This is a genomic window from uncultured Campylobacter sp. (assembly GCF_938017705.1).
Lineage (GTDB): Bacteria > Campylobacterota > Campylobacteria > Campylobacterales > Campylobacteraceae > Campylobacter_B.
Genome location: NZ_CALIIS010000029.1, coordinates 1 through 21,022, shown reverse-complemented (window position 1 = coordinate 21,022; position 21,022 = coordinate 1). Strand labels below are relative to the sequence as shown.

Below are 21,022 nucleotides of genomic sequence, written 5' to 3'. Positions count from 1 at the left end.
AAGCGGCTTTTGTGCCCTTAGAAAAATCCTGCAAGGCGGGTATCGCAGCCTCTTGTTTTAACCTAGGAATTCATGATATTGCGATAAGAGGCAATGTCAAAAGAGCGGCGCATAATTACGCTATAGCTTGCGAAAAATATTCAGAGCGCTTGGAAGAAGAAAGAATATTTAAACTAAAGTCTTGTGCGCTAAAGACGGCTTTAGAAAACTGCTTACGAGATCAGGAGGAACACGATCCCGTAAAGTGTGCGAAAAAAGCCTTTTGGGAAATAAGCGATAAATACGACGCAAATTCAACCAAGGAGTAAAAGATGGCAAATCCGAAGAAGGGCAAAGAGCGATAATTAAAGAATTCTATCCAGCAATTTCGGCGTCTTTAACAACGCAAGCCGCGGCAGAGCGCAACCAAAGCGTAGCGCTAGTAAAAGATAAAATTTACGTCGTTTTCTGATTCAAATTTATATCGTTTAGAGCGGCTGAAATGAAAGCGCTATTTTTAACTCGCAATAAAACAAGCGTGCAAATGGGTACTAGGTATGAGCGAGGAGGAGAAAGAGTAAATTTTATATTTAGGCGGTATTTAAAGCTGGGCTGCAAAGACGGCAATGCGCAAATGTGCAAGGATTTAGGAAAAATAGGGAATTAGGGCAGAATTTTAAATACTAAATTACCCCACTTGCAAGCTCATGAAATTCGGACTTTAAAATTTAATCTTAATTGGGCTATAATCTTAGAATTAATATTCAAAAAGGAGTTTTTATGCAAACACAAAATAATTTTATAAACCGCGAGCTAAGTTGGCTGCGCTTCAATACCCGCGTGCTAGAACAATGCAAAAAGGATATCCCGCTAATTGAGAAATTAAAATTCCTAGCGATTTACAGCACGAATTTAGACGAATTTTATATGATCCGCGTGGCGGGCTTGAAGCAGCTTTTTACCGCCGGCGTTATAACCAGCGGCGATGACGAGATGACGCCTCTTGAGCAGCTGCGCGCGATCCGCTCCTATCTAAGAAACGAACAAACCGAGCTTGAGCAGCAGTATTTCGGCATCCAAAAAGAGCTTTGCAAAAACGGGCTTTTTATCAAAAGTTACGACGAGCTACAGCCCGAGCTGAAGCCGGTGGCGGACGAGTTTTTCTTCTCGCAGATAATGCCAGTAATCGTCCCGATCGCAGTGGATGCGACCCATCCTTTCCCACATCTAAACAATCTCAGCTTCTCCCTCGCAGTCAAGCTCTGCGACGAGGGCGCGCCCGAGTCGGTGCATTTTGGAATGATTAGAATTCCGCGCGTGATCCCGCGTTTCGTGCAGGTCGCGCAAAACACCTACGTGCCGATCGGCACCATCGTAAAGCGCCATGCGGAGGAAATTTTCCCGGGCTACAAGCTCATCAGCTCCGCAGCTTTCCGCGTCACGCGAAACGCCGACATCGTGATCGAAGAGGAGGAAGCGGACGATTTTATGATGATTTTAGAAGCGGGGCTTAAACTGCGCCGCAAGGGGGCTTTTGTGCGGCTCCAGATCGAAAAGGACGCCGATGCCGAGCTTTTAGAATTTCTAAATTCCCATCTTAAAATTTTTTACAAAGATATATATGAATGCGCCGTGCCGCTTACGCTGGACGGGCTTTGGGAGATCGCTTCCAATAAGGATTTTTCCTTTCTAGCCCATCCTCAGTATCTGCCAAAGACGCTGCCCCCCTTTAACGAAAACACCTCCGTTATGAGCGCGATGGAGAAGGAGGATATCCTGCTGATCCATCCTTACGAGAGCTTCGATCCTGTCCAAAAGCTCATCAAAGAGGCCGCCAAGGATCCCAAGGTCATCTCGATCCGCATGACGCTGTACCGGGTGGAGAAAAACTCCCCGATCGTTCAAAGCCTGATCGAGGCCGCAAGCGACGGTAAGCAGGTAACGGTGATGGTCGAGCTTAAGGCGAGATTTGATGAGGAAAACAACCTGCACTGGGCGAAGGCGCTCGAAGACGCAGGCGCGCACGTAATCTACGGTATCACTGGCTTTAAAGTCCACGCCAAGGTAACCCAGATCATCAAAAAAGAGGACGGCAAGCTAAAATTTTATATCCACCTAGGCACGGGCAACTACAACGGCTCGAGCGCTAAAATTTACACCGACGTGAGCTTTTTTACCTGCGGAGATCGCTTTGATAAGGACACGACGAATTTCTTCCACATCCTCTCGGGCTACAACAAAAATCGCAAGCTCGACAACCTCTCTATGTCGCCGATGCAGATCAAAGAGCGGCTTTTAGCGATGATAAAAAACGAGGAGAAAAAAGGCTCTGCCGGTAGGATCATCGCTAAGATGAACGCTCTTGTCGACGGCGATATGATCAAGGCGCTGTATAAAGCAAGCGCTGCGGGCGTAAAGATCGATCTTATCGTGCGCGGCATCTGCTGCTTGCGCCCGGCGCTTAAGGGCGTTAGCGAAAATATCCGCGTGATCTCGATCGTCGGCAAATACCTGGAGCACGCTAGAATTTTTTACTTCGCACACGCGCAGCCCAGCCTATACATAGCGAGCGCGGATTGGATGCCGCGAAATTTAGAGCGCAGACTGGAGCTAATGAGCCCGATTTACAACGAAAATTTGCAAAACAAGCTCAAAGAAATTTTAAAACTTCAGCTAAGCGATAACGAGCTCGCATTCGAGCTACAAAGCAGCGGCGAGTACCGAAAGATCGTGCCGAAAAAGGGCGAAGGCAAGATCGACGATCAGGAATTTTTAGAAATTTATTTCAATAAAATTTATAAAAATATCCGCAAACACGACGAAAGCGGCACGGCGCTAACCAAGCTTTTGAAAGAGAGCTAACGCGGTTCTGTTCGGTTTGCGCTAGGGCTAGCAACGCATTAAGCCTGCGCGCAAGCCGAGCTTGTAAAAAGCGGAGTATGAAATTTTATGCCGTGAACGCGCGAGTAGAATTTACGGAAATTCGAAATTTTATAAATTTTGCAGGACGTAGCTTCGTAAAAATGCCGGCCCGCATGATGCCCGAAATACTACGTGCGTAGATAAAATTCCGCCTACTTATGATAAAATTTTGAAATTTCTCAAGTTAAAATTTCAAAATTTATTTACCCCATCATCGTTTAGTATTTCATGAATAACTTTAAAATTTAAAGTAAAAATTTGTAATTTTAAAAAATATAAATTTAATATACAAAAGCGTAAGGCTGGGATTTCTTTAAATTAAATTAAGCGCTATAATTATAAATGATAAATAAATTCTTTTTAATTTAAATTTAAAGAATTTTTCACTAATATATCGCCGCTTTTAATAACGCATATGAGAAATAATATTATAAAAGGATCAAAATGAGCTTATTTAGGTTTTCCATTGCAGCGGCGGGAGCGCTTTGTTTATGCGCGGCCACTTTAACTGCACAGGATGATAGCGAAGGTAACTCCCAAAATTTGGGGCAGATCAATGTTACGGGAAACGTAGAAAGCGACCCGCTTACCAAAAAAGTCGGCGAAACAAAAAAGAGCGCCAAGCAACTCGCCAAAGAGCAAGTTAGCGACAGTAGAGATATGGTTCGTCACGAAACCGGCGTTTCAGTTGTCGAAAGTGGAAGATTCGGTGCTAGTGGCTACTCGATCCGTGGAGTAGATGAAAATCGTGTAGATATAAGTATTGATGGACTTCGCCAAGCAGAAACGTTAAGCTCGCAAGGTTTTAAAGATCTATTTGAAGGATATGGAAACTTTAATAACACTAGAAACGGCGTTGAGGTTGAAAACGTAAGACAGGTAGATATCACTAAAGGTGCAGATTCGGTAAAAAGAGGCTCGGGCGCGCTAGGTGGTTCTGTGGCGTTTGAGACAAAGGATGCGAGAGATTATCTAACGGAGAAGGATTGGTATTACGGATTTAGGCGCGGGTATCAAAGTGCGGATAGACAAAACTGGCAAAGCCACGCAGCTGCAGTTCGGTTTAAATGGTTTGATCTCTTGGCTATTCACACCGATAGAGAAGGACATGAACTAAAAAACTGGGGTTATAAAAAATATGATCCTACTGTTATAAGAAAAGTTAGAGAAAAACCTGATCCTTATAGAATTTACAAAAAAAGCACATTGGTAAAATTTGGCTTTCAGCCTACCGATACCGATAGATTTAGCTTAGGATACGATAAGTCTAATATAAAATCAGAGGGAATAGACTGGTCGAATCAATTTGCTCTTTATAATACGCAAACTCCTTGGGGTGCTCTAACTAATGACATACGACATACCAACGATAGAAGCGAAAGAAAAAACTATTCGTTCACTTACGAAAATTTCGACGAAACGCCTTTATGGGATAGCTTGAAATTTAGCTACAACAAGCAGCATATCAAACTAAAATCGAGAACGGATGAGTATTGCGAGGGTGATAATTGCGCGGGGATTTCAAATCCCGCGGGGCTTCATTTAGAAAACGGAAAGTTAGTGGATAAATACGGAGGCGAGCTGAAGCAAGGGCTAAAATGGGGCTTTATGCCGATAGTAACGGATAGCCGCGGAGAGGAGCTGGATACCGATATTTACGACGGGCAAGAAAACACTATGAGAGGCAGCGTCTCGGATGTTTTAGTCAATTGCGATAACTACGACTGCTCCAAAGGTATCGATCTATTCGATATGAATACGTGGAGTTATCAACACTACGATCTTACCCCTACGCCTACGCCTAACGGCAAAGGAAATTATGCGGTAATAAACCCGAAAGACAGCAACGGCGATTACCTTTTGCTGCCTACTCAACACGGATTTGTGGATAATAACTGGAAAGATAGGGATCTAATCACCGATACGAAGCAATTCAATCTAGATCTTACCAAGGATTTTAATATAAAAAGCACCGAGCATACCTTAAGCTACGGGGGTCTTTATAGCAAAAGCGATAAGCGAATGGTAAATAGACAAGGATACGGTCCCATTAATAAACAATGGTGGGCGAATACCTTTTTCGGCATATCAAATACCAATCCGTCTTTTCCTATACTAGGCACTTGGTATGCCGATAAGTGTAAATTATACAACGGAAACGACTACGTATCGCTTTGCGGTCACGAAGATGATCCTTTTAGCTTCCTTATTCCGGTTGAGACCAAAACCGGAGCGCTTTATGTGGGAGATGACTTTCGTATAAACGATGTTTTAGCCTTTGATCTTAATTATAGGTATGATAAGGTTAAACACAATCCATCATATACCCCAGGCGTTACGCCTAAAATTCCGACCGATCTGTTTATCGGGATGTTCGTTCCATACACGCCGCTTCCGGGCACTCCGTCTAACGACGAGATAAAAGCTCATAGAGATGCTAACGCCGAAGCCAACGCCGTGTATTTGGCTTCGCAAAAGAGAAAGTATTCGGCAAACTCATATTCTTTATCTACGAATATCGATCCGCTCGATTTTTTTAGAATTCAGCTTAAATACGCAAACGGATTTAGAGCTCCTACCTCGGATGAAATTTACTTCACGTTTCAGCACCCCGATTTTTCGATATATCCGAATTTGGATTTGAAAAAAGAAACCGCAAAAACCAAAGAGATAGCATTTACTCTTCATAATTCGCCTAGCTTCGTCACTTTAAATTTATTCCAGACGGATTATAGGAATTTTATAGATTTACAATATAAGGGGGAATTCCAGCTTCCTTACGGAAACGGCGGAAGCAGGCTGCCTACCTCCGTGTATCAAAACGTAAATCGTCCGAAAGCGAGGGTTAGAGGAATAGAGATCGAATCGAAGCTATTTTTGGATCAAATTTGGCAGCCTCTACAGGGCTTTCATATAGGATATAAGCTAAGTATTCAAAAAGGCAGAATGGATATAGGTCACGGCAAAACCGATACGCCGATGAATGCGATCCAGCCGCGAACGGCGGTTTATAGCGTAGGCTATCAAAGCCCGGGCGATAAATACGGCGCGGATCTGTTCGTAACTGCGGTAGCTGCGAAAAAGGCGAGAGATACCTACAATATGTATTGGTACGAGCAGTATCTAGGCGGCAAAATCGTAAACGGCAAACCCGTAAGAAATAGCGAGGTGGAATGGAGGAGCGGCGGATATACGACGCTCGATTTCGTAACCTACGCCAAGCCGATCAAATATCTGACGCTTCGAGCGGGCGTTTATAATATAACCGATCGCAAATATATCACTTGGGAAAGTGTCAGATCAATAAGGCCTTTTGGAACTAGCAATCTGATAGATCAAGAAACAGGACTTGGCATCAACCGCTTTTACTCGCCGGGTAGGAACTATAAACTCACATGGGAGTTTCAGTTTTAAAAATTTAACCAGGTGTTTGATGTCTTATTAAAACGAAAGCTTTTGGAATCAAAATTTATAGATTTATTAGTAAATTTAAAAAGGATGGCTATAGTAAATCATTTGGTATCATTTAGATTTTCAAATTTTATGTAACTAACGTGTAAATTTTAAAATTTTACGTAGCGCGGTAGCCCAAAGGCTTTTTTCTGTGATGACATCAGCTTTATAATTTTGCAATGACGTCCGCGATCTCTTTCAAAATCAAGATAGCGAATTTTAATTTTAACTGCGATCTCTATGAAACATTTTGGCCCACGGAATTTTTCTGCCATTAGTTTGTAGAGCTCCGATCCTCGTCGCACCATTTCGCGCAATGTAGTTTTAAAAAATTTTATTTAAATAATCCAGACTACTTAGCCGCCGAAAAACGAGTGATAAAAACCAAGCGCAGGCTTCAGGTAAAATTTGCGCGGAATTTAAGATATTTGAAAATTTGAAAATTTATAGAATTAAAATTTAACGATAAATTTGACCGAGCGGATCGGTCAAATTTTGATTAAATTTTAGCGCCGAGCGCGCAAAAATGTATTATTTATAAGCCTTAATCGCTTTGTCTAGGATTTTCTCGGCCTCGGCGGCGCTTGCAAAATCCTTTACTTTGACCCATTTATTCGGCTCTAAAAGCTTGTAGGTTTCGAAAAAATTTTTGATCTTATCCAGCGTCGCTTTAGGCAGATCGGAGATAGATTTAATGCCCTCATATCGCGGATCGATCTTGCTAACCGGCACGGCAAGCAGCTTCTCGTCCATTCCGCTTTCGTCCTCCATCATCAAAACGCCGATTAGGCGGCACGGGATCACGCTGCCTGCGGCAAGCGGGTATTCGTTTAGCACCAAAACGTCTGCAGGATCGCCGTCGTCTGCCAAGGTATTAGGCACGAAGCCGTAATTTGCAGGGTAAAACATCGCGCCGTATAGCACGCGATCTACGCAGAGTGCGCCGCTTGCTTTGTCGATCTCGTATTTGATGTTCGAGCCGTAAGGGATTTCGATCACTGCGTTGATTTTATCGGGGTTTGAGCCCACTTTTATCTTTGAAAGATCCATAGTTTTCCTTTATTTAGAATTTAAAATTTTGATATTTTTTACGTCTATCGTCGTTTTTGTAAAATCTTTATCGATCTCGCCGCTAATTCGCACGAGCGTATTTTCATCCACGCTCACGCCGCGCCAAACGTCATCGTCGATCTCGACCTCGATGCTATCGCCGTTTTGATCCACAAATCTATAATGCTCGTGTTTGAGTTGAGATTTTATCCTGCCGTCGATCGTGACAAAAGAATCATCTCTTAATTTAAGCGCTTCTTTGACGCTTGACGGTTGAGTTTGCGCCGCGGAGCCGCTTGCCACAAACCCGCCAGCGCCGAATGCAGCCGCACATAAAGCCATACTAATTAAAAATTTTCTAACCATATCCATCCTTAAATTTTAATCTCTGCATTTGCAAACAGATCCGAAATTTCATTAAATTTAAGAGCTGCTTGCATTTGACGATCGCATTTAAATTTACAACACGGCGAGCTGCTTAAATTTACGCTTGAAATTTGGCTATCTAGCGCAACGGCAAGCTATAAATTTCAAAGCGCGCTCACTTCGGAGGCGCATTAAATTTAAGTGCGATCCACGATCTGCGCCGCTTGCAATACGAAAAAGAAGCTGGGTGCGCTTTAAATTTAAGCCGCCATCCAAGCGCGCTAGCCCAGTTTTTCGATCTGCGCGGCGATTATAGCGTTTATGTCCGCTACGATCTCCTCGACCGTGCGCTCGCCGTTTACGCTGTAAAATACGCCCGCGTCGCCGTAAAATTTACGGATATCCTCGATCGGCTCTGAAAATACCGCCATGCGGTTTTTAAAGACCTCCTCGTTATCGTCTGCTCCGCGAGCGCGTCCTAAAACACGCTCCTTGGCGACCTCCTCGCTAACGCATACCTCGATTACCGCGCTAAGATTTACATCATCGTCTCCTCGCAGCACCTCGTCTAGCTTATTCATCTGCTCGACGCTTCTTGGATAGCCGTCGATGATGATGAAATCTTTAGGCGAGCTCTTAATCGCGCTAACGATAGCATTTACGACGATATCAAGCGGCACGAGATTGCCTTTAGAGATGAAGCCGTCTATCTGCCTACCAAGAGCGCTGCCGCTTGCTACCTCGGCGCGTAGCAGATCGCCCGTGGAGTAGTGCTCGATGCTTTGATTCATCTGAGCGATCATGCTCGCATCGGTCGTTTTGCCGCTGCCAGGAGCGCCAATGATTAGAAAAAGGCTTTTCATTTTTGCTCCTTCTTATGAAGCCTAAGACCTAGCTCGCGAAGCTGCTCGTCTGTAACGACGCTAGGAGCTTTGGTGAGCGGACACTGCGCGCGCTGCGTTTTAGGAAACGCGATAACCTCGCGGATACTGCTTGAGCCGGTAACGAGCATCATCAGCCTATCAAAGCCGATCGCGATACCTCCGTGCGGAGGCGCGCCGAAGCTTAGCGCATCGAGCAGGAAGCCGAATTTCTCCCTCTGCTCCGCAGGCTCGATCTTAAGCAGCCTAAAGACCTTTTCTTGAATGTCCGCTTTGTGGATCCTGATACTGCCGCCGCCAAGCTCGATGCCGTTTAACACGACGTCGTAGGCGATCGACGTGATATCCTCCAAATCGGGCTCATCGGGATTGTTCGGCATAGTGAAAGGATGGTGCATCGCAGAGTAGCTGCCGTCGTCGTTTTGCTCAAACATAGGGAAATTTACGACCCACAAAAACTCAAGTCTATTCGGATCGATCAGACCAAGCTCGTTTGCGAGGAAAATTCTAAATCTGCCCATATAATCAAGCACGATTTTCTTTTTGCCCGCGCCGAAAAATACGACGTCGCCAACTTTTAGCTCGCAGCGCTTGATAAGCTCATCGAGCTCGCTTTTTTCAAAGAATTTTACCAGCGGTCCCTTTAGTCCGTCCTCTTTTACCTGAATGAATGCAAGTCCCTGCGCGCCGAATTTTTTAACGTATTCCTCAAAGCCTTGCATCTGCCGCTTGCTAAATTTCAGATCGCCGCCCTCGACTTTGAGCGCTTTTACGCGGTTAGCCTTGCGGTCTTTGGCTAAATTTGAAAAAATTTCATTGCTAGATTTTTCAAAAATATCGGCTACGTCGATGAAAGGCATATCGTAGCGCAGATCGGGTTTGTCGCTGCCGTAAAGCTCCATCGCGTCCTTATACTCCATATGTCTAAAAGGGGTGACGATCTCGCGGCCGCAGGATTTGAAAATGTCCTTTAAAACCTCCTCGGCTACGCTCATTACGTCGTATTGAGTGTTGAAGCTCATCTCGATATCGATCTGCGTAAATTCCGGCTGGCGGTCGGCGCGCAGGTCTTCGTCGCGGAAGCAGCGCGCGATCTGGAAGTATTTATCAAAGCCCGAGCACATCAAAAGCTGTTTGAAAAGCTGCGGACTTTGCGGAAGCGCGTAGAAGCTGCCCGGATAGACGCGGCTAGGCACCAGATAGTCCCTAGCGCCCTCAGGCGTCGCGCGCGTTAAGATCGGCGTTTCGACCTCTACAAAGCCCAGCCTATCGAGCGCGTTTCGCGCGGCGATCGCAGCCTTCGAGCGCATCTTAAATTTATCGAAGCTTCCCTCAGCGCGCAGATCCAAAAAGCGGTATTTCAGCTTCGTTTCTTCATTGACGCTTTTATCGCCGATTACGAAAGGAAGCGGCTTGCTTGGATTTTCGATCTGTAGGTCTTCTACCACGACTTCGATGTCGCCGGTTTTTAAATTTGGATTTTCCAGCCCCTCACCGCGAGCTCGGATCTTGCCGACGGCTTTTAGGACAAATTCGTTTCGTACTTCGTTTGCAATTTCATACGCTTTTTTGCTATCTTTTGGATCGCACACGAGCTGAAGCAGGCCGCTTCGGTCGCGCAAATCTATAAAAATAACGCCGCCGTGGTCGCGATAAGAATTTACCCATCCGCACACGGTTACACTTTTGCCGATATCGTTTTTACTCAAATCGGCGCAATAATGACTTCGCAAATTTACTCCTTTAAAATTATTTGTGAAACGCAAGTATAGTTAAATTTTGCTTTTACAAAGCTAATTTTTTATAAAATAAAACTATGGAAAACAAAATTCATAAAAACATTAAATTCGCGGGACTAATAGCCAAAAAATCAGAAGAGATTCGCCCCGTCGTGGAGCAAATTTGCGAAATTTTAAAAGCGCAAGGTATTGAGCTTTTGCTTGAAGAGGACGGAGCAGAATTTTTCGGCCTTGAGTCGCATACGCTTGCAGAAATTTTAAAAAAGACCAATTTTTTAATTAGCCTCGGCGGCGACGGTACGCTCATCGGGCTTGCGAGGCTACTAAGCGACAAAAACGCCTTTATTTTGGGTATTAACGCGGGCACTCTGGGCTTTTTAACAGACGTGCAGCCGAGCGAATTTGCAAAATTTTTGAAGGAATTTCTGCGCGGCGAATACGAGATCGAGCGCCCGTTTTTGCTCGAAGTGATACTAGAAAACGGCAGCGGCAAGATCGTCCGCAAGACCGCATTTAACGACGTCGTAATCACCCGCAGCCATATCTCCTCGATGGCGAAGATCGACGCATTTTTAAATAGAAAATATTTCAACACCTACTACGGAGACGGCGTGATCGTAAGCTCCGCCGTGGGCTCGACCGCGTATAATATGAGCGCGAACGGATCTATCGTCTATCCGCTGTGCGACGTGTTTTGCGTCACGCCAATCTGCTCGCATAGCCTGACGCAGCGGCCTTTGATCCTACCAAAAGAATATCTCGTAAGTTTCAAAAACGCCGGAAGCTCCGAAGTTAGCGTCGTCATCGATGGACAAGACGTTTTTGATATGGCGGAATTTCACAGCGTAAGCGTTAAAATTTCACACGCCAAGGTAAATTTAATAAAACGCAGAAGCTACGATTATTTCGACGTTTTAAAAGCCAAACTCAGATGGGGGCACGGCGGATGCTAGAAAGAATTTATATTAAAAATAATCTAGGTTTTTGTGAGAGCGAGCTTAGTTTTGGTCCGGGGCTTAGCGTATTTACTGGTATCAGCGGCGCGGGTAAATCGGTATTAATAGGTGCGATTTTAGCGGTGTTCGGTCTTAACGAATGCGAGGCTGAGCTCATAGAAGCGGACGTAGAGCATCAATTTGATATGGAAAATTTCGGCTTGATAAACGATACGCCAAATATTTTTCGCGTTCTAAAAGAGCGTAGCTTGCGATACTTTATAAATTCCCAATCGGTCTCAAAAAAAAATCTAAGCACGATCGCCGGCGAATACGTGAAATTTTTAGGCGCGAAAAACGCCGGCGAAATGAGTAGCGACAGCTTGCTAAAACTACTTGATTTTATCGCCGCAAAAAAAGATACGGCACACGCGCAAAGCCTATCGGAGCTTCAGGGCGCCTTTGCGGAATTTAGCCGCACAAAAAAGCAGCTGGATGAAATTTTAGATCAAGAGCGCAAGATCGAGGAGTTAAAGGAATTTGCTCGCTTCGAGATTGAAAAAATAGAGCGCGTATCGCCTAAAATCGGTGAATACAACGAGCTTTTGCAGATCAAAAAAAAGCTTAGTAAAAAAGATAAGATCGAGGAGCTTTGGGCTAGAGCGCAGGGCGTTTTTGAGCTGGAACGCAGCGTCATCGAAGCGCTAAGTCTTAGCGGGCTGGATAGCGCGTTTTTTGAGGATGCGATGAACGAGCTGCGGCTAAAGCAAGAAAGCTTGAATTTAGACGAGCTTGAAAATATCGACATAGAGAAAATTTTAGATCGCATCGAAGCTCTTAGTGCGCTAAATAGGCGCTACGGAAGCATAGAAGAGGCTTTAGCTACGCTTGAAGCGCGCAAGAAAGAGCTTGAGCATTACGAGCAGTTAAGCTTTGAAAAAACCAAGCTACAAACGGAATTTAAACGCCTTAGCGAAAGCACCGCTACCCTTGCCGAAAAAATTAGCGAGGCTCGCAAGGGCGCTAAAAAACGGCTCGAGGATCTGATAAATTCCTATCTAAGGCAGCTTTATATGGACGGAGTGGAGCTTGGTTTTAAGCCTACGGCGCTTAGTGAGTGCGGCACAGACGAAATTTGCGTCAGCTTGTGCAAGACGGAATTTAAAAATTTAAGCTCGGGCGAAACGAACCGCCTGCGCCTTGCTTTCATCGCGGCAAGCTTGGAGCTTACAAATAACGGCGAGGGAATTTTAATCTTAGACGAGATTGATTCAAATTTAAGCGGAAAAGAGGCGATGAGTATCGCAAACGTGCTGGTAAAAATTTCAAAATTTTATCAAATTTTTGCGATCTCGCACCAGCCGCAGCTTAGCTCAAAGGCTGCGTCACACTTTTTAGTAAGTAAAACGAACGGCAAATCTAGTGTGAGATTATTAAGCGAAAATGAAAAAATAACAGAGCTAGCTCGTATGATAAGCGGTGAGACTATTACTGCAGAAGCCCTGGAATTCGCTAAAAAACTAAGGCAAAGCTGAAGGAATTTTAAGCTTAAGTTTAAATCTGAAATTTTTTGCTACAATACCGCGTTTAATTTAAATTTAAGTGTGATTTTGCAAAACGACGTAAAATCCGCTTCGAAAAATTTTATCAAGTGAGTTTTATGATTATAGATACACATTGCCATTTAGACGATGCTAGTTTCGATACCGATTTAGACGCGGTGATTGAGCGCGCCACGATTGCAGGCGTGCGCAGCATCATCATTCCCGGTGCCGATGTAGCAGACCTAGATAAGGCATGTAAAATTTCGCATGCACGGGATAATGTGTATTTTGCCGTAGGGGTACATCCATACGAGATAGATTCTTTCGATATGGAGGTGCTGAAGCGGTATGCTGACGATCCCAAATGCGTGGGCGTTGGCGAATGCGGGCTTGATTACTTCAGACTTAAGCAGCAAGAGAGCAAGGAAACCAAAGCCTTAGAAATCTCCCGCCAAAAAGACGCTTTCATCTCACAAATCGATCTAGCAGCACAACTTCAAAAACCACTTATAGTCCATATCCGAGAAGCAAACGAAGATAGCTTTGGAATTCTAAAAGATCGCGCCGGCGATTTATGCGGCGGTGTTTTACACTGCTTCAATGCCAGCAAGCTTTTGCTAGGTCTTAGCGAATACGGATTTTACTTCGGTATCGGCGGAGTTTTGACATTCAAAAATGCAAAAAACTTAGCTGAGATCTTACCGCAAATTCCGCAAGAGCGCCTTTTAATCGAGACGGATGCACCCTATCTAACCCCGCATCCGCATCGCGGCGAGCGCAACGAGCCTGCATTTACGAGACTCGTGGTAGAAAAAGTCGCGGAAATTTTAAGCCTAAGCGTAGAAGAGGTCGAAGCAATAACGACTCAAAACGCCTGTAGGCTTTTTGGCGATAAAATCAAAGGAGAGATATGAAAGCCATAAAATTTATACTGCTAGCCCTACTTTTAGTGGGCGAAGCGTTTGCGAGCCAGCCCGGTCTGATGCGCGCAAATCACGACTATATTTTAAATCAATTCGGCATCGAAAATAACGAATCGAGCAAAAACGTAGTTGCGGGCATATTCCGTGCGATCAATGCAAGCGATCGCAAGCAGTTTAAGCATATCGTGACTTCGCAGTCGCACAATGCCTACTTAGTCAAATCCGAGGTTGATAACATTGAAGCTCCGGAATTCTTATTGTATTTGGCAATGGTAGAATCTCATCTTAAAAACACCGTAACTTCGGGCGCTAGCGCAGGTGGTATGTGGCAGCTGATGCCGGCAACTGCGAAAAATTTCGGTCTTAGAGTAGATAGTGCCGTAGATGAGCGTCGCGATCCCGCAGCCTCTACGGATGCTGCATTTTCGTATATTTTGCATCTGAAGCAAAATTTTGGCAAGTGGTATTTAGCGCTAATGGCATATAATTGTGGCGATCAAAAGCTTAAAAATGCGATTGCAGCTACTGGCAGCGATGATCTGGATCGCTTGCTAAAAAGCCCCGCACTTCCTAATGAGACTAAGAATTTTATCAAGCGCATTATTAAATACGCTTACATTGCTCAAAATGAAAATATGCGTAAAATTCTGCTTTTTGAAAGCGAGCCGTGGGGACTAAAGCGTATCGCAGTAGCTCCAGGCACAAAGCTAAGCGCGGTTGCAAAACAGATCGGAATTTCGCCGTCGCAGATGCAGGATTACAACGCGCATATTAAAAACGGAATTTCGCCGCTTAACGGCAAGTACTTCTTTTATATCCCACAAAGCAAATATGCAGAATTTGTCGTCAATCAAGGCGCGTTTCAAGCGTATGAACCACGTCTGAAACAGCGCAAGCCAGGACGCGTGTTAGCAGGTTTGGCGAACGAGCTTAGCCTCAAAGACAAAAACGAAATAGCGCTAAATAATATAAAATTCAACAAATAAGATCGGATCGTAGGTGTCGTACCAGAAAATCGCTCTTTTTAGTGCGCTTTTTGCGCTGATTCTTGCCGGTTGCTCGTTTCGCACCGCACCGTCGTCTAGATCGTCTGCGGGCGGTGCGGGCAAGATCGGCAAAAACTCTCCCGCCACCATGCGCCCTTATAAAATCAACGGCAAAACCTACTATCCAGAGCAAGTAAGCGTCGGTGACACTCAAATCGGCATCGCCAGCTGGTATGGGCCGAATTTTCATGGCAAATACACCTCAAACGGCGAAATTTACGATATGAACGGCATGACCGCCGCGCACAAAACCTATCCAATGAATACTATGGTAAAGGTTATGAACCGCGACACCGGCGCTACCGCAACCGTGCGCATCAACGATCGCGGTCCATTCGTGGATGGTCGCATCATCGATCTTAGCAAAACAGCTGCTAATTTAGTAGGCGTATTTGCCAAAGGTACGGCGCCGGTAAAACTCGAAGTAGTGGGCTTTTATGGGCATACTATCGCCAAAGGCTCGCCGAAAGCAACCATTGTCGGCGGAAATTTCATGGTGCAAATCGGTGCGTTTAGAAACAGAAGCGGCGCACAAATTTATCAGCGCGATTACCACGGCACGGCGGGATATCCTGCGATCATCAAAGAATTTAGCATAGATGGCGCGCCGATTTATCGCGTCTTTTTAAGTGGATTTAAAAGCGAGGATGAGGCGAGAGATTTCGCGCATAATGGCAAGTTTACTGGAGCTTTCATCGTAAGGGAGTAGCAGTTTTATTTGACGGCTTTTACCTTCGTTTTTTTGCTTGATAAGGGTTTTGTTAAATTTATTTGTGAGCTACTTGTAGTAAAATTTCTCGTCATCTAATAGTTATCTGCTTTAGCTGCGGCGAAGTGCGAACTACTTGCAAGCTATTCGTAGCAAAAAGTGCGCCTGCCCGCTTGAGTTTTGCTTTTTAATAGGACACCGTGGCTGATAAAATTTCTATATTGATAGGGGATAAAGCATGCAAAAATATCCGGAAGCTTATAGTTTAGAAAAGAGTTTGGCTATACTTGAAAAATATAAAGACGAGCTGAGCGCAGAACAATACGAGCAAAACAGATCTATCATCTGTAACCACGCGATAGAGGGTATGTTTGCAAACGAGCAAGATATAATCGATCTTATCAGGGTCGATAAGGGAGAAAGAACGCCCGATGAGATAATAAACGAATATAAAAAAGAGTGGGGCGTTTTATAGCGCAGTAGAAAATTTAAATTTGATAGTGAAATATTAGATGTGTTTAAACGCAGCTCTTCGGTTCTTTGGATTTTAATCGTGTAGAAAAGTTACGACTTCGTGTTCTTTTGGTAAATTTTCTCTACCTCTAATACCACGATTGCCGTATTCTGCTAGAGCTTCTTTTAAAATTTTATAAAGCTCGTCCAATGAAATTCCGTAAGTGCTGGAATTTATACTTTCTAGCTTATATTTGATAAAAAACGGATTGTCTACGAGCATTTTACTTGTAGTCTCGTCATAAATTCGCCTTATATCAAGCTCGATATCTCTACCTTTATAATGAAACAACCAAATATCCTCGCCCGTATAGCCATCTCGTGGATCCGGCATAGATGCCAAACATACATGAATAAGCCAAGCATCTCTTTGCTTATCGATAACCCAATTCATCCAATCGGTATCATTATCCTGGATTGGGTATGTGTAATTGTGTTTCATCAATAGCTCGTTCATATTGCTTAAAATATCATATTTCTCCAAGTCCTCTTTAGAAATATATTCTGCTACAAACGCCATCTAGCCCTCCTTGAGAAATTCTATAATTTAAAGTAGCTTGCTCGTATACAGACCGAACAAAGACGAGATTTCAAATTTTAATCCTTTTACTGACGAGAACTTATCGTTAAAGCTGCCAATTTATATGCGATTATCGTCAATTTTTACTATAACCTTTCGTAAAATTCGTTATGAAATTAAAAAATTTCAGGCGCTTTGTAGCTCGCCACCTCTTTTAAATTTAGCGTCCAAAAATACGCAGAATTTCACGCCGTATAGGTAGAAAATCCAGCTTATGTAGATCCACAGAAAGAAAAATAGCGCGACCGAAAACGAGCCGTAGATGCTAAGATAGGTTTTGTTATAAAAGACGTATTGCGCGAAAACCAGTCTCGAAAGCCACCATAAAATCGATGCTACGAGCGATGAGGCAAGCACCGCTTTTGCGCGGATCTCGCGGTTGATCGCCGTAGCATAAGTAATCGCAAAGATCCCCCAAACGATTAAGTAGGGTAGAATTTTAAGCAAATTTATCCAGCTTGTAAGCTCGGTTTTATTTAGTAGCTCCTGAAGCTCGCCGCTGATATAAAACGATGCTCCAAGCCCCACGGGAGCGAGCGTCATCAGCGTCCAGTAGGTGCTTAGGCTCTTAAAAAAGCTTCGCTCGGGTGAATGCGAAATGCGCGCGATAATCGCTTCAAAGTCCCCGAAAAACAGCACCGACGTAACTAACACTGCACAAAAGCCCGTTACGCCAAGGCTTAGGCCGTTAGCCATAAATTCCTCGATATAGTGTGCCATGCTCGCTTGATTTGCAGGCAGGAAGTTTGAAAAGATAAAGCCCATAATCTTGTCGTAGTAGCCTTTGAAGCTTGGCAGCTGCATAAAAACGCTAAGCGAGACCATCAGCACCGGCAGTAGCGCCAGAATCGTGTGAAAGCTAAGGCTTGATGCATGGTGCATGAGCTCGGTATCGTAGAGGCGGAAAAAATTTTTGAGTCGGTTTTGCACTTGCATAAGCGCCGGTATTAGTTTTTTCATACGGGCGATTTTACATTAAAATTTTAGAATTTCATATAAATTTGCACAATTTTTCTTTTGTATCGCGGTATATCGTCTATGAAATTTAAAGCTAAAAAATGCGACTACAAATATATAAATTTATATCTCGAATTTAGCCTAAATTTAGGAAAGTTTTTCTAATATGCTAAAAAATAATATTAAATATATCCATAACGAAGGGAAAATAATGGAACGAAGGAAAACGATGAAATTTAAAATTTCATTAGCGGCATGTATGTGCCTACTATGCGGTAGTTTGGCTGCAGCGCAAAGTGGCGGTAATTCTGCGCCTGAAAAGTCGCAGAATATGGGCGTAATCGAGGTAAATTCCGTCGGCGATAATATCAGCGAGAGCGGTATCGACGAGGGCTTTTTGAGCAAAAACGTGCAGCATGGTATCCTTGCGGGCAAGCGCGCTTTGGATCTTCCCTATCAGATCAACACGATCAGCAAGGAGATCATGAATCACCAAGGCGTCACCGGCTACGAGGAGGCAGTCAAATACTTCCCGTCCGCGCAGATTCAGATGCGCGGCGGTGCTACGGTCGGACGCCCGCAGACGCGCGGCTTTGAAGGTAGCGTCGTAGGCAATAGTTTCTGGGACGGCTTTTATACGATTTCGACGACGGCGATTCCGATGGCGATGTTTGAGAGCTTTCAGGTGCAAAACGGCGTCGCAGGCTCGCTCTACGGCGCGCAAAATCCGGTCGGGATTTTCAGTTACACGCGCAAGCGCCCCGTAAAAGATCAATACATAATTTGGAGCGATTATATGTCGCGAAGCAACCTAGGTCTTGGTCTTGATCTATCCGATAAATTTGAAAAATTCGGCTACCGCACGGTGTTTTACGGATCCAACGGCGACAGACAGCCAAAGGGTTCAAATTTGCAGCGCCGCTTAGCCAGCGTCACGATGGAATTTTATCCTACGGGCGATCTAACGTTTGAAACCGCGGCGAGCTATTACGAGCACAATACCAAGGGCTTTGCGGGGCAGTTTGCCCTCGGCGTAAAAGACGGCAAGATTACGGACGGAATTACGCTTCCAAGGGCAGTAGATTCCTCAGAGCGCGGATTAGGACAGAGCTTTGGGGGTATGCGTCTAAAAACCACTACCGCAAGCGCTAAATTTAAATACTCGCCGACGGATAGGCTATATTTCGAGGGCGGCTTTCAGTTTCAGCGCACCGATCGTGATACTCACGGCGTCGTAAACTATTTGCTTCCCGAAGGGTTTGATTGCGCCAATTATGCTGCTTTACCGAATAATAAAAAGCCTCCTATATGTGTAGCTAATCCAAACGCGAAATGGACGAAGCCGGGCGATTATTATGCTCAACACAGCGGCGGTGCTACGGCAGCATATCGATTCGACCTGCCAAGCGGCTATCTCAAGGCCAACACGCAGTTTGACACGGGTAGCGTAGGGCACGATTTTAGCGTGCAGACCAACGGATATCACTGGACGCAGGATAGATATAAAAACGCAAGCACCAACTACACCTCGCCTACTATAGGCAATATCTACGATCCTAAAATTCTAAATTACACTGGCGCTAAGCGCGGAAGCGGTCTGTATCACTATGCGGTTTTGGATATGTATAACGTCTCGGTGCTAGATGATATCACGATAAACGATAAATTTGACGTAATGTTAAGCGCATCTAAGGCGTGGATGAGACAGGAGTCTTACGATGATCGCCAACAAAGACTTGTAAAAGCCTATAGCGATTCTGGCTATAGCTGGGCGGGCAGTTTGATCTTCCATCCGATAGAGGATGCCAGCATCTATTACACCTATGCAGATAGCTTACAGCAGGGCTCTACCTATGTTTATCCGGCGAGCAGCCCATATGCGGGCGAGGTCGCCTCTACGTCGCCGTATCGCTCCAAGCAGCACGAGATCGGTGCTAAGATCCGCGTAGCCGATATGATCGATTTTAGCGTAGCGTATTTTGATATCCGCAGACCTATCGCCTACTTAAATAGCTCTACTGGAATCTACGGCATAAACGGTGAGCAGCGCAACCGTGGATTTGAGTTTATGAGCGGCGGACGAATCACTGAAAATTTAAGCGTGCTCGGAGGCTTTACCTACATCGATCCTAAGATGCATAACGTAAGCATCGAGGGCGCTAATCGCAAGGTCGCAAACGGCATCCCTAAGCTCAATGCAAATTTGATGTTTGATTACGTGATCCCTGGCACCAATAAGCTTGCGATCAGCACAAATTTCCACTACACCGGCAAGATGTATCTGGACGATCTAAACACTCAGCACACTCCTAGCTTTTTCGTTACCGATATCGGCGTCAGATATACGAGCGAGCATCTTTTGGGCGATAAGACCACGCTGCGCTTCAACGTAAATAACGTATTTAACAAAAAATACTGGGCGGGAATGTATCCTGCTAGCGCCGACGGTGCGGGCGGACTTAACGTAACTAGCGTGCTAGGCTCAGCAAACGGCGTAACGCTGGGCGAAAGCAGAAGCTTTATGCTCTCTGCGGAGGTGAAATTTTAAAAGCTAGTGGGTTTAAAATTTCTACTTCAGCGGCGCGAATGGTTATAGCGCCGCTTTTAAATTTATGAAATTTTATTGCCCTAAGCGGCGAGATTAAATTTAACGAGGCTTGGTTTTAATATATTTTAAAATTTAAGCCTCGTTTTTGGAATTTCAAACCTTGATTTTAAAATTTCGATCTTAAAATTTTAAGTCGCCGCGCCTCAGCTTGCCTGCAAAAATTTATCCGCGCGCGGTTTAAAATTTAGCCGTTTTTGGTTATAATCTTTGCAAAACCACGAAACGGAGAGCAATGAAACAAGTTTTAATCATCGCAAGCGGAAAGTTTGCACGCCATTTTTTATCCAAAGTTTGTAAAATCAAAGATGTCATCAGATCATATCGCGTCATAGCTAAAAATACGGATGCCGTGCCCGCAGAGCTTGAAAACGAGTCAAATTTTTCGGTCGAGATTTTTGATCCTACTAGCATTGAACGGTTACGCGTGGTGCTAGCAGAAGAGGAATTTGACCGCTGCATAGTGATAATGGAGGATGAATTTGACACCAAAGTAACGCTTGAAAATTTAAAGACGCTCGCTCCGAATTTAGAGCTTTATGTGGCTGATTTTTGGGGACTTTTGCGCGAAAATAAAAATGAAGCTCACGTAAAAATCGTAAATACCCTCGCGCTAAATTCTTCGCGCTTCATCGGCTTTTTGCCCGATAGCCCCGTTTTTGCTGATAACATTGGGCTTGGGCGCGGAGAGATAATGGAGGTAAAAGTGCCCGTAGGAAGCTCGTTTGCGTATAAAAAAATCAGTACGCTTTCTAATGTCAAATATCAAATTCCGATGATCTACCGTCACAATAATTACATCGTAACGACGCCCGGCTCG

General features: G+C 44.5%; 16 protein-coding genes and 1 pseudogene. 11 read left to right on the top strand and 6 right to left on the bottom strand.

What is annotated here, in order from left to right:
• From Q0605_RS01605 to Q0605_RS01595, 3 genes are all read left to right on the top strand, one after another.
• A partial coding sequence (locus Q0605_RS01605) for a hypothetical protein (RefSeq protein WP_298703632.1) occupies nt 1-308 on the top strand: 308 nt, incomplete at its 5' end.
• A gap of 451 nt (nt 309-759) precedes the next feature.
• Nucleotides 760-2,841, top strand: coding sequence for an RNA degradosome polyphosphate kinase (locus tag Q0605_RS01600; RefSeq protein WP_298703631.1), 2,082 nt, complete (start codon nt 760-762; stop codon nt 2,839-2,841).
• A gap of 504 nt (nt 2,842-3,345) precedes the next feature.
• A complete protein-coding gene (locus Q0605_RS01595; RefSeq protein WP_298703629.1) occupies nt 3,346-6,315 on the top strand; it encodes a TonB-dependent receptor in 2,970 nt (989 codons plus the stop codon).
• 570 nt (nt 6,316-6,885) lie between these two features.
• On the opposite strand, the gene ppa is transcribed toward Q0605_RS01595, so the two are convergent.
• The 4 genes from ppa to aspS all read right to left on the bottom strand — a co-directional run bounded on the left by ppa (nt 6,886) and on the right by aspS (nt 10,384).
• Nucleotides 6,886-7,404, bottom strand: a complete 519-nt coding sequence (gene ppa / locus Q0605_RS01590; RefSeq protein ID WP_297896257.1) for an inorganic diphosphatase — start codon at nt 7,402-7,404, stop codon at nt 6,886-6,888.
• Nucleotides 7,405-7,413: 9 nt separating this feature from the next.
• Nucleotides 7,414-7,770 (bottom strand): NirD/YgiW/YdeI family stress tolerance protein, encoded by a 357-nt coding sequence (locus Q0605_RS01585; RefSeq protein WP_298703627.1) that lies wholly within the window; start codon nt 7,768-7,770, stop codon nt 7,414-7,416.
• Nucleotides 7,771-8,051: 281 nt separating this feature from the next.
• Complete coding sequence (locus Q0605_RS01580) at nt 8,052-8,633, bottom strand: adenylate kinase (RefSeq protein ID WP_295151487.1); 582 nt, start codon at nt 8,631-8,633, stop codon at nt 8,052-8,054.
• A complete protein-coding gene (aspS, locus tag Q0605_RS01575; RefSeq protein WP_298703624.1) occupies nt 8,630-10,384 on the bottom strand; it encodes an aspartate--tRNA ligase in 1,755 nt (584 codons plus the stop codon). Before aspS ends, Q0605_RS01580 begins: the two co-directional genes overlap by 4 nt.
• Before the next feature lie 83 nt (nt 10,385-10,467).
• On the opposite strand from aspS, the gene Q0605_RS01570 reads away from it, so the two are divergent.
• The 6 genes from Q0605_RS01570 (at nt 10,468) to Q0605_RS01545 (ending at nt 16,022) form a co-directional block, all read left to right on the top strand.
• Entirely contained in the window at nt 10,468-11,343 is an 876-nt protein-coding gene (locus Q0605_RS01570; RefSeq protein ID WP_298703622.1) for an NAD(+) kinase, read from the top strand.
• Nucleotides 11,337-12,860: an AAA family ATPase gene (locus Q0605_RS01565; protein ID WP_298703620.1), complete on the top strand. Its 1,524-nt coding sequence runs from the start codon at nt 11,337-11,339 to the stop codon at nt 12,858-12,860. The genes Q0605_RS01570 and Q0605_RS01565 overlap by 7 nt, the downstream gene beginning before the upstream one ends.
• Nucleotides 12,861-12,985: 125 nt before the next feature.
• Nucleotides 12,986-13,783 carry a TatD family hydrolase gene (locus tag Q0605_RS01560; protein WP_298703618.1) on the top strand — a complete coding sequence of 266 codons (798 nt, stop codon included), beginning with the start codon at nt 12,986-12,988 and terminating at the stop codon, nt 13,781-13,783.
• Nucleotides 13,780-14,778 carry a lytic transglycosylase domain-containing protein gene (locus Q0605_RS01555; protein ID WP_297882548.1) on the top strand — a complete coding sequence of 333 codons (999 nt, stop codon included), beginning with the start codon at nt 13,780-13,782 and terminating at the stop codon, nt 14,776-14,778. The genes Q0605_RS01560 and Q0605_RS01555 overlap by 4 nt, the downstream gene beginning before the upstream one ends.
• Before the next feature lie 13 nt (nt 14,779-14,791).
• The gene (locus tag Q0605_RS01550; protein WP_298703616.1) at nt 14,792-15,547 is read left to right on the top strand and encodes a septal ring lytic transglycosylase RlpA family protein; all 756 of its coding nucleotides are present in this window, start codon (nt 14,792-14,794) and stop codon (nt 15,545-15,547) included.
• Nucleotides 15,548-15,785: 238 nt separating this feature from the next.
• The gene (locus Q0605_RS01545) at nt 15,786-16,022 is read left to right on the top strand and encodes a hypothetical protein (RefSeq protein WP_298703614.1); all 237 of its coding nucleotides are present in this window, start codon (nt 15,786-15,788) and stop codon (nt 16,020-16,022) included.
• Nucleotides 16,023-16,094: 72 nt separating this feature from the next.
• On the opposite strand, the gene Q0605_RS01540 is transcribed toward Q0605_RS01545, so the two are convergent.
• Both Q0605_RS01540 and Q0605_RS01535 read right to left on the bottom strand, forming a co-directional pair.
• Nucleotides 16,095-16,580 (bottom strand): hypothetical protein, encoded by a 486-nt coding sequence (locus Q0605_RS01540; protein ID WP_298703612.1) that lies wholly within the window; start codon nt 16,578-16,580, stop codon nt 16,095-16,097.
• Between the two features lie 186 nt (nt 16,581-16,766).
• Nucleotides 16,767-17,600 (bottom strand): YihY family inner membrane protein, encoded by an 834-nt coding sequence (locus Q0605_RS01535; protein WP_298703610.1) that lies wholly within the window; start codon nt 17,598-17,600, stop codon nt 16,767-16,769.
• 226 nt (nt 17,601-17,826) lie between these two features.
• Between Q0605_RS01535 and Q0605_RS01530 the strand changes: the two genes are divergently transcribed.
• Nucleotides 17,827-20,145, top strand: a complete 2,319-nt coding sequence (locus Q0605_RS01530) for a TonB-dependent receptor (RefSeq protein ID WP_298703634.1) — start codon at nt 17,827-17,829, stop codon at nt 20,143-20,145.
• 292 nt (nt 20,146-20,437) lie between these two features.
• A pseudogene (locus Q0605_RS01525) lies at nt 20,438-21,022 on the top strand (potassium transporter TrkA); the annotation flags it as partial.